We start from the raw sequence: 13,224 nt of genomic DNA, 5'->3' as shown, positions 1-13,224 counted from the left end.
GATGAGAATGACCCTCGCGGGGGGCTCGCCGTCGTCCTCATCTGCTGGTCACGTTCCGTTCCGTTACAGGCACCGCATGGCTGCGCCCCATGGCTTCTTCCCCGGCTCGCGCAGTGCCGCTGCAGGTGCATAATCATCGTCGCGCTTGAAGGTTCCCGCGCTTCGCGCTTGGATGCACAGGGAAACGACGTTTTTTCGAATGGAGTGTCATGCAGGTCCAGGTTCCAGACCGTCGACCCGACGATGCCGCGGCCCCCGGGGTCACGGACGAGGTGGCGGATTATCTGACGGCCTTCGGCGCGCCGGACGTGGTGGAGGTTCTCCTGCCCGACACCTCGGCGGTGCTGCGGGGCAAGTGGATTCCGGGCCATTCCCTCGGCAAGATCTGGAAGGACGGGGTGGCGATCCCGCTCTCCATCTTCGGCCTCGACATCTGGGGCTGCGAGGTGGAGGCCACCGAAATCCATATGGAGACCGGGGACAAGGATGGCCTGTGCTGGCCGGTGCCCGGCACGCTGAAGCCGGTGCCCTGGGCGCTGCGCCCCACCGCGCAGGTGCTCATCACCATGCACGAGCCGGACGGCTCGGCCCGCGGCAGGCCGTGGAAGCTCGATCCGCGCCAGCAGCTCGCCGCCGTGGTGGACCGCTTCGCCGCGCGCGGGCTCATCCCCTGCGTCGCCTTCGAGCTGGAATTCTACCTGCTGAAGCCGTCCGACGTGCCGGGCGCGCCGCCCGAGCCGGTGTTCCGGGCCACCGGGCAGGCGCGGCAGAACATGTATGCCATGTCCGACCTCGACGCCTTCGCCGAGGTGCTGCACGACATGCGCGCCGCCTGCGTGGTGCAGGGGCTGCCCGCCGATACCGTGATCTCGGAGGCGGCGCCGGGGCAATTCGAGGTCAATCTCTACCACCGGGTGGATGCGCTCGGCGCCGCCGACGACGCGGTGCTGCTGCGCCGGCTGATCGACGGCGTGGCGCGCCGGCACGGGCTGAAGGCCAGCTTCATGGCCAAGCCGCTGGCGGATTTTGCCGGCAACGGCATGCACGTCCATGTGAGCCTGATGGAGCAGGCCGGCGGCAACCTGTTTGCCCGCGAGGGCGGCGTGGGAGACGAAGCCCTGCGCCACGCGGCGGGGGGCCTGCTCGCCAGCATGGCCGACGCGACGCTGATCTTCGTGCCGAGCTTCAACGGCTATCGCCGCCTGGTGCCGGGCAGCTACGCGCCGACATCGGCGAGCTGGGGCTTCGACAACCGCCTGGTGGCGGTGCGCGTGCCCAACGGGCCGCGCCACGCCCGCCGGCTGGAGCACCGCATCGCCGGGGCGGAGGCCCACCCTCACCTCGTGCTCGCCGCCATCCTCGCCGGCATGCTGGAAGGCCTGGAGCAGGGCATCGAGCCGCCGCCGCCGCTGGAAGGCAACGCCTACGAGCATGAAGGCGAGCGCCTGTCCCCCGACATGGAGGTAGCGGTGGCACGCTTTGCCGCCTCGGACTTTATCGCCCGAAATTTTGGTGTGGATTACCGGCGCATCTATGCGGCGATGAAGCGGGAGGAGCTTGGCGCCTTCCGCAGGGTCATTCTGCCATTGGAGTACGAAACCTATCTGTGAAGCCCCGCGTTTCCTGTTGAGGACCCCGTCGCGACACCATAGCCTTGGCCTCATGGGGCGAAGGAAAACAACCCCCCTTTCCAGAGGAGAACGGCGGATGCGTCGTCATTTCGTAGCGGCAGTTCTACTGGCCACGCTGAGCCTGACCGGCGCGGCTTCGGCCCAGGACAAGGTCATCAACATCTTCAACTGGTCGGACTATATCGATCCGACGGTGCTGGAGGACTTCACCAAGGAAACCGGCATCAAGGTCCGCTATGACGTCTTCGACAGCAACGAGGTGCTGGAGACGAAGCTGCTCGCGGGCAAGACCGGCTACGACGTGGTCGTGCCCACCGGCTCCTTCCTCCAGCGCCAGATCAAGGCGGGCATCTTCCTGACCCTCGACAAGTCGAAGATCCCGAACCTGCAATATGCCTGGCCGGAGGTGACCAAGCGCCTCGCCGTCTACGATCCGGACAATGCCCACGCCGTCAACTACATGTGGGGCACCACCGGCATCGGCTTCAACGTGGACAAGGTGAAGGAACGGCTCGGCGACATTCCCATGAATACATGGGACATCGTGTTCAAGCCGGAAATTCTTTCCAAGCTGAAGGATTGCGGCGTCTATTTCCTGGACGGCCCGGAGGAGGTGATCCCCTCCGCCATGAAGTATCTGGGGATCGATCCCAATTCCAAGAACCCGGACGACATCGCCAAGGCTGGCGAGCTTCTGATGAAGGTTCGCCCCTATATCAAGAAGTTTGATTCTTCGGGCTATATCAATGCCCTGGCGCGCGGCGACATCTGTCTGGCCCTGGGCTGGTCGGGTGACATTTTCCAGGCCAAGACCCGCGCCGAAGAGGCCGCGAAGAAGACCAAGAGGCAGTTGGTGAACGTGAGCTACGTGATCCCGAAGGAGGGCGCGCTCATGTGGTTCGACAACTTCGCCATCCCCAAGGATGCGAAGAACGTAGACAACGCCCTTGTCTTCATCAACTACATGATGCGGCCGGAAGTGGCGGCGAAGAATACGAACTTCATCTCCTATGCCAACGGCAACCTGGAATCGCAGAAGTTCATCGACAAGGACATCCTGAACAATCCGTCCATCTACCCGGACAAGGACACGTTCGAGCGGCTGTTCATCGTCACCACCAACGAGCCGGCGGTGCAGCGGGTCATCACCAAGACCTGGAACAGCTTCAAGCGCGGCAAGTGAAGGCTAGGGCTGATTGCTGGCCACCGGTATGACAGGACGAAACGGCGGGGCGACCAAACGTCCCGCCGTTTGCGTTCCCGCCAGGGTTGCGTTTGTTGTATGCCTTCGCAGGTTGAGATCGGGCGGCGCAGTCGCCTCGCGGGCGGAGGCAGAAGGCGATGGCGTTGTTTGAAGCGGAGATGCGCCTTACCGGTCAGCTTCTCCCCGGTGAGCGGATCTTATGGGCTGGCCAGCCGAAGCAAGGCATCGTCTTCACGCGCGGGGATATCTATACAACTTTCTTTTTCTTGCTCTGGGGCGGCATACCCGCATTCGGGCTGTTCAGCCTGCCGTCCGATGGTCCGGCATTATTCAATCTTGTCGCAGCCCCCTTCATCATCATCGCCGTCTACATGCTGGTGGGACGATATTTCTATGATGCCTGGTCGAGGAAGCTGACCTTCTACGCAGTAACGGACCGTCGCGTGCTCATGTGGAACGAGCGAGGCAAAGGCCGTTTTGTCGCGCTGGACCGCGCGCACATCGGCGCGGTCACTCTCGATGGGAATCGGGAGCAGGGCACGATCCTGTTCGGACCAGAGAAAGAGGGGCTCAAATTTCTCGGCATTGCCAACGCCGGCGAGGTCTTCGACCTCGTCCAGCGTCCGCTGCCGGCGGGGCGTTGAGCCTCCGCCGCGGCCTACTCACCCCTCGGCGAGGGCCTGCTTCACCGCCGCGACGATGCGGTCCTGCGTGGTCTCGTCGAGATAAGCGTGCATGGGCAGGGAGATGACCTCCTCCGCCAGGGTCTCGCACACGGGCAGGATGGCGCCGGCGGAGGGATAGTGCTTGTAGGCCGGCTGCAGGTGCATGGGCAGGCGGTAGTAGACCGCCGTGGGCACGCCCTGCGCCCTCAGCCTGTCGGCAAGGCCGTCGCGCACGCCGGGGGCGAGGCGGATGGTGTATTGCGCCCACACCGAGGTGGCGCGCTGGTCCACCGCCGGCACGGTGGCGACATCCTTGAGCAGTTCGTTGTAGCGGCGCGCCACCCGGTCGCGCGCCGCGATCTCCTCCTCGAAGATGGCGAGCTTCTCGATCAGCACCGCCGCCTGGATGGTGTCGAGGCGGCCCGTCATGCCGATGCGCACGTTCTGGTATTTGTCCACGCCCTGGCCGTGCTCGCGCAGGCTCTTGAGCACGGCGACCAGCTCCGCGTCGTCGGTGAGGATGGCGCCGCCGTCGCCGTAGCAGCCGAGCGGCTTGGCCGGGAAGAAGGAGGTGGCGGTGGCATCGCCGATGGAGCCGGTGCGCTTGTTGTTCCAGGTGCCGCCGAAGCCCTGGGCCGTGTCGCACAGCACCTTCAGGCCGTGCTTCTGCGCGATGGGCAGGATGGCGTCATAGTCCGCCGGCTGGCCGAACAGGTCCACCGGGATCACCACGCGCGGGGTCAGCCCCTGCTCGATGGCCACCGCGATGGCCAGTTCCAGGCTGTCCGGGTCCATGTTGAAGGTGTCTGCCTTCACGTCCACGAACACCGGGGTCGCGCCCACATAGGGCACCACCTCGGCGGTGGCGCAGAAGGTGAAGGCCGGGCAGAACACCGCGTCGCCCGCCTTTACGCCCCAGGCCATCAGCAGCAGCGCCAGCGCATCGGTGCCGCTGGAGCACGAGACGGCATGCTTGGCGCCGGCGAAGGCGGCGAGCTGCGCTTCGAAGGCGCCCACTTCCGGCCCGTTCACGAACCGGCAGGAGGCGAGCACGTCCAGCACCTTCTCGTCGATGCGGGCGCCGATGCGCGCACGCTGGGCGGCAAGGTCGATGAAGGGGATGGGGGCATTCTGAGTCGTGCTGGGAGCCGTGGTGGTCTGGGCCGTCGCGGGAGACGTCATGGATGATCCCTGTCAGGTACCCGTCGGGCGGGCGGAATGGCGCAGGTGCGGCGGGGCGCTCTGCAACGGCCCGAGCTTCGACCGGGCGTCGCGCGGGCTGGGACAAGGGCCGATGAGACAGGCTCACGGCCCCTGGTCTGACGCGTGGGTCTGACGCGTGCCGGTGCGAAGCGCGCGGCTCCGGAGGCCGCCGTGGCCGCCCCGGCCCGCACGCTGGGGTTCAGCCCAGGGCGCGGCGCTTCTCGGCCGTGGTCTCGGATAGCGCGGTCTCGGGCGCAGCCTTGGCGGCGGCCGAGCCGGGCAGGCAGGAGATGGCGATTTCCAGGCTCGATACGCCTTCCTCGCCGGTCACTTCCGGCGCGCGGCCGGTGCGCACGGCGGAGATGAAGTTCTCCAGCTCCGCGCGCAGCGGCTCGGCATAGGCCACCGGCAGGTGGCGGGTGGAATAGGAGCCGTCCGGCCGGTAGTCGAAATGCTCGGTCACCTGGCGGGTCAGGAGATCGCCGATCACGTACTTCTTGCGGGTCGCCACATGCACCGTGCGCGCCTTGAAGGGCGTCAGCCAGTTGGTGTTGATGTGGGCGAGCACCCCCGAGGTGGTGCGGAACTGCAGGAGGGCGATGTCCTCCCGCTCGGCGATGGCGGCCGAGGTCTGCGGCTGCACCTCAAGGATATCCGAGCCGGTGAACCAGCGGATGAGGTCGATGTCGTGCACGGCAAGGTCGATCACCACGCCCACGTTGGACATGCGCGGCGGGAACGGCCCCACGCGGGTGATGGCGATGGAGAGCAGGTTCTCGTCGCGGATGGCGTCCTTCACCGCCCGGACGGCGGGATTGAAGCGCTCCACATGGCCGACCATCAGCGTCACGCCCTTGTCGCGGGCGGCGGCGACGATCTCGCGGCCTTCCTCCACCGTGGAGGCGACGGGCTTTTCCACCAGCACCGAGCAGCCGGCGGCGATCACGTCGAGGGCGATGGGGTGGTGCAGATGGGTCGGCGCGGCCACCACCACGGCGTCGAGGCCGAGGTCAAGCAGGGCGCGATGGTCGCCCACCGCCCGGCAGCCGAGGAAGTTGGCGACGCGCTGCGCCTGCTCCTGGTCCGGATCGGCCACGGCGACGAGTTCCACGCCGGGAAGCTGGGACAGCACGCGGGCGTGGTTGGAGCCCATGATGCCGATACCCGTGACGCCGATGCGCACCCGCTCGGTGTCGGCCGGGCGCTTCTGGGCGCGCTCCGTGCCGGGCGCTGCCGTATGAGCCATTTCAGCCCTCATCCATCATTCAACGAATGCGGGCTCTAGCACGATCATCGTTTAAAAGGCGAGGAGCGGCGTCAAATCCACGCTCCCGCCACGTTCAAGAATTGCATCGCCGTGTTACCGGCATGTCGCGCCGGCGCATGGCGCGCCTCTTCCCTCGGCGGGCCGCAGGGCTTATCACAGCGCGCTTTTCGCACGGGTCTTCAAGCGCGATGGAACCTGGGTCGCGTCAAGACAACGCAGCACCACCCGCGGCCGGATCATTGGCGCAAGGTGGGTTGGACCGATCTGGAGGGGAGGACGGCAGAACATGCGCAAGATCGTCGCCGGCAAGCTGCACGGGCTCACCGTGACGGGGGCCGACCTCAATTATCACGGCTCCATCACGCTTGATCCCGAGCATTGCGAGCAGGCGGGGATCCTGCCGCTCGAATTCGTCGAGATCTGGAACCGCAATTCCGGTGCGCGCATCTCCACCTATGTCATCCTCGGCGAGCGTGGCTCGCGCTGCTGCGTGCTCAACGGCGCCGCCGCCCGCACCTGCCAGCCGGGCGACGAGGTCATCATCTGCAATTCGGTCTATGTGACGGAAGGGGAGATCGTGACGCTGCGCCCGCGCGTCCTGACCTTTGACAAGGACAATCGCGTGGTCGGCCGCCTCACCTACGAGGTGACGCGCGACAGCCACGGCGCCTACCACTTCGCCGTGCGCGACGAGCGGGGCGAGGAGAAGCCGATCCCGCTCAGGGTCGATGCCTCGTGATCTGAACAACGTGATCTGAACAACCCGACCAGCCCGCGCCTGATCAGAACTTGTAGTTGATGCCGATTTTGGCGGTCTGCGAGGTCACGCCGGCGCTGGCGCCGATTGTGTCGTAGAACTTGGAGCCGAGATCCGTGTAGAGATATTCGGTCTTCGCAGTCCAGTGGTCGGTGAGCGCATATTCGATGCCGGCGCCCGCGGTCCAGCCGGTGTGGGTCTGCGACTGGCTGGCGCCCAGATAGTCGATGGAATTGTTGCCCCAGGCAAAGCCGCCGGTGACATACGGCAGGATCGGGCCGAAGGCATAGCCGAGCCGGCCGCGCACCGTGCCGAATGTATCGAGGGTGCTGGACAGGCCGAGTACGCCAAGCTGGCCTCCGAGGGGGCCGGCCGCATGGCCGCTGATGTCGCCGCCCTGAATGTCCGCCTCGATGCCGGCCACGACATTGTTGCCGAACTGGTAATTGTAGCCGACCTGGCCGCCGCCGAACCACCCCTTGGGGTCGACGCCGGCAACGCCGAGGGCATCCTGGCCCGAGCCCCAGCCATAGCCGGCATTGGCGCCGATATAAAAGCCGGTCCACGAAAACACCGGGGCAGGAACCGCCGCAGGAATCGATGGGGGCATCGGGCGTCCCAGATCGGCCGCCGCGGCGGGTCCGGCCGACAACGCCGCCGCAAGCGCGAGCAGGACGAGTGCGGGCAGGGCAAATCCGGGCATGGCAATACGCGCACCCCAAGGGGCGTTGCCCGATTCGCCGAAGACTTTCCGTCCCATGGCCGCGCTCCCGCGTCTCCGCTCCCGCGTGTTTCCACTTTCAACTTGGCCCGTTGCGCGGGCGAGGCAAGGGCGGCTTGGCGGCAAAGCGGTGGCGGGGGCCGATTCGCATTCACGAATGCGTGCGTCCGCCGGTGCGGGTTGGCCAAAATGAAAAGGGCTCCCGGCATGGCCGGGAGCCCCTTCACGTCACGAAACGTCTCGCGCTGGCGCGGGATCAGAACTTGTAGTTCACGCCCAGCTTGGCGGTGCTGAGGTTCGAGCCGACGGAATAGGTGTCGCCGAAGAAGTCGTTGGTGCTGCTCTTCTCGAAGCCGAGATAGAGATACTCGGCCTTGACCGTCCAGTTGTTGGTGATGGCGTACTCGACGCCGGCACCAGCGCTCCAACCCCACTTGGTGTTGTTGTAGCTGTAGCCGTAGAAGTCGGAGAAGTTGCTCTTCGCCCAGGCCGCGCCGCCGGTGATGTAGGGCAGGAAGCGGTCGATGCCGTAGCCGAGGCGGGCGCGGATCGTGCCGAAATAGTCAATGTTCTGCGAGATTTCGCCGCCGGTGAACGGGCCGCCGGTCACGATGGTGGAGCTGCCGATGTCGGACCAGTCCAGGTCGGCCTCGACGCCGATCACGACGTTGTTGGCGAACTGGTAATTGTAGCCGACCTGGAAGCCGCCGATGAAGCCGTTGCTGGTGCCGGGGCTGTAGGAATAGCCGACGAGCGAGCCGAACGGGGTGACGTCGTAGGTGTTGTCAGCCCAGCCCCAGCCGACGTTGCCGCCGATGTAGAAGCCGGTCCAGGAGAAAGTCTGCACCGGGATGGGCGCCGCCTTCACGGGATAGCGGGTGGCGAGATCCGCCGCGGACGCAGAGCCGGCGAGGAGGGCGAGGGCGGTGGCGCCCAGGAGTGCACGCTTCAACATGATCGATACCTTTGTTGGTCAATCGGTCCAGCCCGGGGGCCTCGCCGACGAGTGGTTACGTCATACAGCCAGGTGATGCGGTCGTCTGTAGCGAACGGGCCACACCCCCCAAATCAAACCGGGCGGAGATGTGGCAAAGTCCTAGCACTTGTTCAGCTTTGTGGCGTGACCTTTGGTAAAAGCGGCAAACATGAGACGGTGGCAAGGTTTCGCCTCAATCTTTGCCCTTGGGTCATGCCTTGCTTTCAGAAGCGATAATTCACGCCTGCCCGTAGAATATTGGCGTTGATGCCGCTTTCCACGGGGCCGATGACTGTCGGATAGGTTGCACTGCCAAGGTCTACGTAAAGATACTCAGCGCGCGCGCTCCAGTTGCGGTCGAAGGCGACTTCAGCGCCGGCGCCGATGGTCCATCCGGTCTGGGTGGAACTGGAGGAGAGGCCGAGCACATCAAGGCTGCTCTGGCCGTAGGCGAAGCCGCCGGTGCCGTAGACCAGCACGCGGTCGAACGACCAGCCGAGGCGCGCCCGCACGGTGCCGAGATAGTCCAGGCTGTACCCTCCGGCGGACAGGCCGGAGAAGTTGAAGTCGGTTTCGAGGCCCAGCACGAACGGGCTGGCGAACTGGAAATTGTAGCCGGCCTGGAAGCCGCCGATGAAGCCGCCCGGATCGCTGTTCACGGTGGAGCCCCAGCCGTAGCCGGCATTGGCGCCGATGTAGAAGCCGGTCCAGGTGAAGGCCGCGACGGGCTGCACGTAGGGCGCGGGATAGCGACCGGAAAGGTCGGCTGCGACCGCCGGAGCGGCGAGCACGACGCCCGCCAGAAGCGTGGCGGAAGCAAGCAGACGGGAACGCATGAACTGTCCTCCAGGGGTCCTGCCGGCCTTTTCGCCCCGGCAGTCGACGCACCCTTGCAGACGAACCTTGCCCAATCCTGTCTCCAAGAGGCCCGCCGCGCGCATGCCTAACGGGCTGTTAATTTCGTAAGGCCATGATTTAAAACGAAAAAATATGGATCGCGGCGCGTTGTCCACCACCAGGGTAGGTCAGGCGTTGGCGGCGTGGTTGAGCGTGTCTTAACGCCCATGGCTCGGGGGGAGATTCCCTCCGGCGGCCGGGCGCACTACATAGGCTCCATGACCGGCAGACGCCCCATCGACCCGCCCGAGGTCGCCTTCGCCCGCGACGATCAGGCCGCCCTTGCGCCCGAATCGGACGAGATGGAGGCGGCGGACGAGGCGGGCCTTCTCATCCTCGACGCCACCGAGGCGCCGCCGCCCGGCGCGGAAAGCCTTGCCAGCGGGCGCGACGCCATCATCCGCGCGGTCAAGCATGCGCCTGCGGGGCCGGGCGTCTATCGCATGATCGCGGCGGACAATTCCGTGCTCTATGTGGGCAAGGCCAAGAGCATCAGGAAGCGGGTGCTGAGCTATACGCGACCGGTGGGCCACACCAACCGCATCGCGCGGATGATCGCCGCCACCGCCTCCATGGAGTTCGTCTCCACCCGCACGGAGCCGGAAGCGCTGCTGCTGGAGGCCAATCTCGTCAAGCAGCTGAAGCCGCGCTTCAACGTGCTGCTGCGGGATGACAAGTCGTTCCCCTACATCCTCATCACCGCCGATCACGAAGCGCCGCAGATCACCAAGCATCGCGGCGCGCGCAACCGGCCGGGGGATTATTACGGGCCGTTCGCCAGCGTGTGGGCGGTGGACCGCACCATCAATGCGCTGGAGCGGGCCTTCCTGCTGCGTTCGTGCTCCGACAGCTATTACGAGAACCGCACCCGGCCGTGCCTCCTCCACCAGATCAAGCGCTGCGCCGGCCCCTGCACCGGCGAGGTGAGCCCCGCCGATTACGCCCAGCTGGTGCGCGAGGCCCGCGCCTTCCTGTCCGGCCGCTCCCGCGCCATCAAGGAAGAGCTGGCGCTGGAGATGGAGGCGGCGTCCCAGGAGCTGGAGTTCGAGCGCGCCGCGCGCCTGCGCGATCGCCTCGCCGCGCTCTCGGCCGTGCAGGGCTCGCAGGGCATCAACCCGCGCGGGGTGGAGGAGGCGGACGTGTTCGCCTGCCACCAGCAGGGCGGTGCCACCTGCGTGGAGGTGTTTTTCTTCCGCACCGGCCAGAACTGGGGCAATCGCGCCTATTACCCCCGCGCCGACCGTTCGCTGTCGGAAGCCGAGGTGTTGGGCGCCTTCCTCGGGCAGTTCTACGAGGACAAGCCCTGCCCGCGCCTCATCCTGTTGTCCCACAAGGTGGAGGAGCAGGGGCTTCTGGCCGAGGCCCTTTCGGAAAAGACCGGGCATCGGATCGAGATCGCGGCGCCCCAGCGCGGCGAGAAGCGCGACCTCGTGGACCACGCGCTCCAGAACGCCCGCGAGGCCCTGGCCCGCACGCTGGCGGAGAGCGCCACCCAGACCAAGCTGCTGGAGGGGGTGGCCGCCACCTTTGGCCTCAAGGCTCCGCCGCGGCGCATCGAGGTCTATGACAATTCCCACATCATGGGCACCAATGCGGTGGGCGGCATGATCGTGGCGGGGCCGGAAGGCTTCCGCAAATCCCAATATCGCAAGTTCAACATCAAGTCGGCGGACATCGTGCCTGGCGACGATTTCGGCATGATGCGCGAGGTGCTGCGCCGCCGCTTCTCGCGGCTGCTGAAGGAGGCGCCGCGCGAGGGGGCGGAAGAGGGGGCAGGGGAGGGGGAGGCCGAAGCTGCGTTGCCCGCCACCACCGCGCCCTTGCCTCAGCCCGCTCCCGCGCGGGGCGGGGACGTCGTGGCGAACCCGTTGGTCGAGGAGCTTCCTCCCGAGGTGTCCGGCGACGCTCCGGAAGAGGCGGACGCGCTCCCCGACGCCACCGAAGCCTCGCCGTGGCCGGACCTCGTGCTCATCGACGGCGGCCTGGGCCAGCTCAATGCGGCGCGCACGGTGCTGGACGAACTGGGCATCACCGACGTGCCGCTGGTGGGCATCGCCAAGGGCCTCGACCGCGAGGCCGGGCGCGAGCAATTCTTCCTGCCCGGCCGCACGCCGTTCCGCATGGAGCCGCGCGATCCGGTGCTCTATTTCATCCAGCGCCTGCGCGACGAGGCCCACCGCTTCGCCATCGGCTCCCACCGCGCGCGGAGGAAGAAGGACATTACGGAAGCCGGGCTCCAGGCCATCGCCGGCGTCGGGCCCACCCGCAAGCGCGCGCTGCTGCGCCATTTCGGCACCCTGAAGGCCATCGAGCGGGCATCGCTGGCCGATCTGGAGCAGGTGGCCGGCATCAATGCCGCGACCGCCAAGGCGGTGTATGATTATTTTCACGAACGGCCGCCCGGGTGAGCCCAATCAATCCGCTCGTTTTGCGCGGAGGCTTCCGCCGGCCGCCCGCGCAGCCTAAATAGAAGCCGTCCGCCTCCCTTGGGGCGCGGACACAGAGGCGGCATCCGACCGACGAAGAGACCCGATGGTAGAGGCAGCGACCCGTTCCCCCACCTCGTCCGCGCCCGAACAGGGCGGGCGGAGCCACGCCCTGTCGCTGCCCAATATCCTCACCTATTCGCGCTGCGTGGCGGTGCCGCTGGTGGCGGCCTGCCTGTTCTGGTCGGACATCCTGGCCGGCGGGCTGTGGCTGCGCTGGGTGGCGCTCGCGCTCTACATCGCCGCGGCGGTCACGGATTTCTTCGACGGCTATCTCGCCCGCGCCTGGTCGCAGCAATCGGCCATCGGGCGGATGCTGGACCCCATCGCCGACAAGCTGCTGGTGTCCACCTGCCTTCTGATGTTCGCCTCCGACGGTACCATCCGCGGCTGGTCCCTGTGGGCGGCCATCGTCATCCTGTGCCGGGAGATCCTGGTCTCCGGCCTGCGCGAGTTCCTGGCCGAGCTTAGGGTCTCGGTGCCGGTGTCCCGCCTCGCCAAGTGGAAGACCACGCTCCAGCTTGTGGCCGTGGGCGTGCTGATCACCGGGCCGGCGGGGGAAAGCGTGCTGCCGGGGGTGAACCTGGTGGGGCTGACCCTGCTGTGGGTCGCTGCCGTGCTCACGCTCTACACCGGCTATGATTATTTCCGGGCCGGCGCCCGCCATCTGGTGGAGGACGAGCGGTGAAAATCCTGTATTTCGCCTGGCTGCGCGAGCGCGTCGGGCTGGCGGAGGAAGAGGTGGCGCCGCCCGCCGAGGTGGCCACCGTGGCCGATCTCGCCCGCTGGCTCGCCGGCCGCGACGAGGCCCATGCCTACGCCTTCGAGAATGCGGCGGTGGTACGCGCCGCCCTCGACCGGCGCCACGTCAAGCCGGATGCCTCGCTCGCCGGGGTGCGGGAAGTGGCCTTCTTCCCGCCCATGACCGGAGGCTGAGCGGTGTTTTCCGTCCGCATCCAGGACGCGCCGTTCGATGCGGCGGCCGAGGTGGCGCGCCTCGCGCAGGGGCGCACCGACGTGGGCGGCATCGTCACCTTCACCGGCCTGTGCCGGGCCGATGCCGGGGCGGGCGGGACAGGGCTCGCAGCGCTCACGCTGGAGCATTATCCCGGCATGGCGGAAGAGGAGATCGAGCGCCACCTGGCCGAGGCCCGCGCGCGCTGGCCGCTTTTGGGCGCCATCGTGGTGCACCGGCACGGGCGGCTGGTGCCGGGCGACCCCATCGTCTTCGTCGCCACCGCCTCGGCGCATCGGGCGGCGGCCTTCGCTGCGGCCGAGTTCCTCATGGACTGGCTGAAGACCAGCGCCCCCTTCTGGAAGAAGGAGGAGCGGGCGGACGGCGCTGAAGCTGGCGGATGGGTCGAGGCCAAGGCCAGCGACGACGCGGCGGCGGACCGCTGGGCGCAGGACTGACCGC

At 67.0% G+C, this 13,224-nt stretch carries 13 protein-coding genes; 8 read left to right on the top strand and 5 right to left on the bottom strand.

Annotated elements, in window-relative coordinates; translation table 11 throughout:
• Positions 1-209: 209 nt before the first annotated feature.
• From V5F48_RS01520 to V5F48_RS01510, 3 genes are all read left to right on the top strand, one after another.
• Positions 210-1,610, top strand: coding sequence for a glutamine synthetase family protein (locus V5F48_RS01520; RefSeq protein ID WP_394039379.1), 1,401 nt, complete (start codon positions 210-212; stop codon positions 1,608-1,610).
• Between the two features lie 97 nt (positions 1,611-1,707).
• A complete protein-coding gene (locus tag V5F48_RS01515) occupies positions 1,708-2,814 on the top strand; it encodes a polyamine ABC transporter substrate-binding protein (RefSeq protein WP_394039377.1) in 1,107 nt (368 codons plus the stop codon).
• A gap of 158 nt (positions 2,815-2,972) precedes the next feature.
• On the top strand, positions 2,973-3,479 hold the full coding sequence (locus tag V5F48_RS01510; RefSeq protein ID WP_394039375.1) for a hypothetical protein: 507 nt from the start codon (positions 2,973-2,975) through the stop codon (positions 3,477-3,479).
• A gap of 18 nt (positions 3,480-3,497) precedes the next feature.
• Here the strand turns inward: V5F48_RS01510 and V5F48_RS01505 are convergent, their stop codons facing one another.
• Positions 3,498-4,682 carry a DegT/DnrJ/EryC1/StrS family aminotransferase gene (locus tag V5F48_RS01505; protein WP_394039373.1) on the bottom strand — a complete coding sequence of 395 codons (1,185 nt, stop codon included), beginning with the start codon at positions 4,680-4,682 and terminating at the stop codon, positions 3,498-3,500.
• 220 nt (positions 4,683-4,902) lie between these two features.
• A complete protein-coding gene (locus tag V5F48_RS01500; RefSeq protein WP_394039371.1) occupies positions 4,903-5,949 on the bottom strand; it encodes a Gfo/Idh/MocA family oxidoreductase in 1,047 nt (348 codons plus the stop codon).
• 307 nt (positions 5,950-6,256) lie between these two features.
• Here V5F48_RS01500 and panD point away from each other — a divergent pair, with 307 nt between their 5' ends.
• Positions 6,257-6,709 (top strand): aspartate 1-decarboxylase, encoded by a 453-nt coding sequence (panD, locus tag V5F48_RS01495; protein ID WP_394039370.1) that lies wholly within the window; start codon positions 6,257-6,259, stop codon positions 6,707-6,709.
• A gap of 43 nt (positions 6,710-6,752) precedes the next feature.
• Here the strand turns inward: panD and V5F48_RS01490 are convergent, their stop codons facing one another.
• From V5F48_RS01490 to V5F48_RS01480, 3 genes are all read right to left on the bottom strand, one after another.
• Positions 6,753-7,487, bottom strand: a complete 735-nt coding sequence (locus tag V5F48_RS01490) for an outer membrane protein (protein ID WP_394039368.1) — start codon at positions 7,485-7,487, stop codon at positions 6,753-6,755.
• Between the two features lie 217 nt (positions 7,488-7,704).
• Positions 7,705-8,403 carry an outer membrane protein gene (locus tag V5F48_RS01485; RefSeq protein WP_394039366.1) on the bottom strand — a complete coding sequence of 233 codons (699 nt, stop codon included), beginning with the start codon at positions 8,401-8,403 and terminating at the stop codon, positions 7,705-7,707.
• A 245-nt stretch (positions 8,404-8,648) separates the two neighbouring features.
• Positions 8,649-9,260 (bottom strand): outer membrane protein, encoded by a 612-nt coding sequence (locus V5F48_RS01480; RefSeq protein WP_394039364.1) that lies wholly within the window; start codon positions 9,258-9,260, stop codon positions 8,649-8,651.
• A 279-nt stretch (positions 9,261-9,539) separates the two neighbouring features.
• Here V5F48_RS01480 and uvrC point away from each other — a divergent pair, with 279 nt between their 5' ends.
• From uvrC to V5F48_RS01460, 4 genes are all read left to right on the top strand, one after another.
• Positions 9,540-11,729: an excinuclease ABC subunit UvrC gene (gene uvrC, locus V5F48_RS01475; RefSeq protein WP_394039362.1), complete on the top strand. Its 2,190-nt coding sequence runs from the start codon at positions 9,540-9,542 to the stop codon at positions 11,727-11,729.
• Between the two features lie 124 nt (positions 11,730-11,853).
• Positions 11,854-12,495, top strand: coding sequence for a CDP-diacylglycerol--glycerol-3-phosphate 3-phosphatidyltransferase (gene pgsA / locus V5F48_RS01470; RefSeq protein ID WP_394039360.1), 642 nt, complete (start codon positions 11,854-11,856; stop codon positions 12,493-12,495).
• Positions 12,492-12,743, top strand: a complete 252-nt coding sequence (gene moaD / locus V5F48_RS01465) for a molybdopterin converting factor subunit 1 (protein ID WP_012114366.1) — start codon at positions 12,492-12,494, stop codon at positions 12,741-12,743. The genes pgsA and moaD overlap by 4 nt, the downstream gene beginning before the upstream one ends.
• A 3-nt stretch (positions 12,744-12,746) precedes the next feature.
• Positions 12,747-13,220, top strand: a complete 474-nt coding sequence (locus tag V5F48_RS01460) for a molybdenum cofactor biosynthesis protein MoaE (protein ID WP_394039358.1) — start codon at positions 12,747-12,749, stop codon at positions 13,218-13,220.
• Positions 13,221-13,224 lie beyond the last annotated feature (4 nt).

Source organism: Xanthobacter autotrophicus ATCC 700552, from assembly GCF_043194565.1.
Taxonomy (GTDB): Bacteria; Pseudomonadota; Alphaproteobacteria; order Rhizobiales; family Xanthobacteraceae; genus Xanthobacter; species Xanthobacter autotrophicus_F.
Note: the sequence above shows the minus strand (reverse complement) of the source record. Positions and strands in the feature narration are given on the sequence as shown.

Excerpts from the sequence above, each read along its gene's own strand:
- V5F48_RS01520 (WP_394039379.1), top strand. The coding sequence starts at position 210 with ATGCAGGTCCAGGTTCCAGACCGTCGACCCGACGATGCCGCGGCCCCC.
- V5F48_RS01515 (WP_394039377.1), top strand. The coding sequence starts at position 1,708 with ATGCGTCGTCATTTCGTAGCGGCAGTTCTACTGGCCACGCTGAGCCTG.
- V5F48_RS01510 (WP_394039375.1), top strand. The coding sequence starts at position 2,973 with ATGGCGTTGTTTGAAGCGGAGATGCGCCTTACCGGTCAGCTTCTCCCC.
- V5F48_RS01505 (WP_394039373.1), bottom strand. The coding sequence starts at position 4,682 with ATGACGTCTCCCGCGACGGCCCAGACCACCACGGCTCCCAGCACGACT.
- V5F48_RS01500 (WP_394039371.1), bottom strand. The coding sequence starts at position 5,949 with ATGGCTCATACGGCAGCGCCCGGCACGGAGCGCGCCCAGAAGCGCCCG.
- panD (WP_394039370.1), top strand. The coding sequence starts at position 6,257 with ATGCGCAAGATCGTCGCCGGCAAGCTGCACGGGCTCACCGTGACGGGG.
- V5F48_RS01490 (WP_394039368.1), bottom strand. The coding sequence starts at position 7,487 with ATGGGACGGAAAGTCTTCGGCGAATCGGGCAACGCCCCTTGGGGTGCG.
- V5F48_RS01485 (WP_394039366.1), bottom strand. The coding sequence starts at position 8,403 with ATGTTGAAGCGTGCACTCCTGGGCGCCACCGCCCTCGCCCTCCTCGCC.
- V5F48_RS01480 (WP_394039364.1), bottom strand. The coding sequence starts at position 9,260 with ATGCGTTCCCGTCTGCTTGCTTCCGCCACGCTTCTGGCGGGCGTCGTG.
- uvrC (WP_394039362.1), top strand. The coding sequence starts at position 9,540 with ATGACCGGCAGACGCCCCATCGACCCGCCCGAGGTCGCCTTCGCCCGC.
- pgsA (WP_394039360.1), top strand. The coding sequence starts at position 11,854 with ATGGTAGAGGCAGCGACCCGTTCCCCCACCTCGTCCGCGCCCGAACAG.